1 protein-coding gene is annotated in these 529 nt (G+C 36.7%); it reads right to left on the bottom strand.

From position 1 onward, the window contains the following. A partial coding sequence (locus AC27IT_RS28190; RefSeq protein ID WP_487092318.1) for an AI-2E family transporter occupies positions 1–499 on the bottom strand: 499 nt, incomplete at its 3' end. Positions 500–529: the final 30 nt, after the last annotated feature.

Below are 529 nucleotides of genomic sequence, written 5' to 3'. Positions count from 1 at the left end.
TCAAAAAAGAGGTAATCAATGATTTTAATCCTTCCGCCACTTTTGTAAGCCACACGTTGAGCGTAGCCTCTACATCATCAATGCTGCCTTCAATTTTCTCATGTACACCGTTTGGAAGTGAAGTTGTACGATCATGAATCGATTCTACCCAATGTCTATATGTATTCGTAAAATGAGGCAGCTGTTCATTTAAATCTTTTACTTGTTCCACAAAAATAGGATACGACTTATAGGCTCCGAACCCGATTCCTCCAAAAAAGATAATGTAGATCAGTAAAATAGCTAGAGGACGAGGCACGCCTTTATCATGCGTTTTTTCAATAAGCGGATGAAGTAAATATGTAATGAATGCTGCAATAAAAAAAGGCAGCAGTGCTTTTAAAAACATGTAAATAACAGGCAGCCATAAAAACTGGACTTTAAAAAAGACTAATACGCACAGCAGTGCTAATAACAGCAGTCCGAATCTATAGAACCATTTGAATGAACTATCTTTCAACGTAAACTCCTCCTCTCTTCTATTTTTTGA

This window comes from Brevibacillus sp. YAE8, assembly GCF_057543335.1.
Note: the sequence above shows the minus strand (reverse complement) of the source record. Positions and strands in the feature narration are given on the sequence as shown.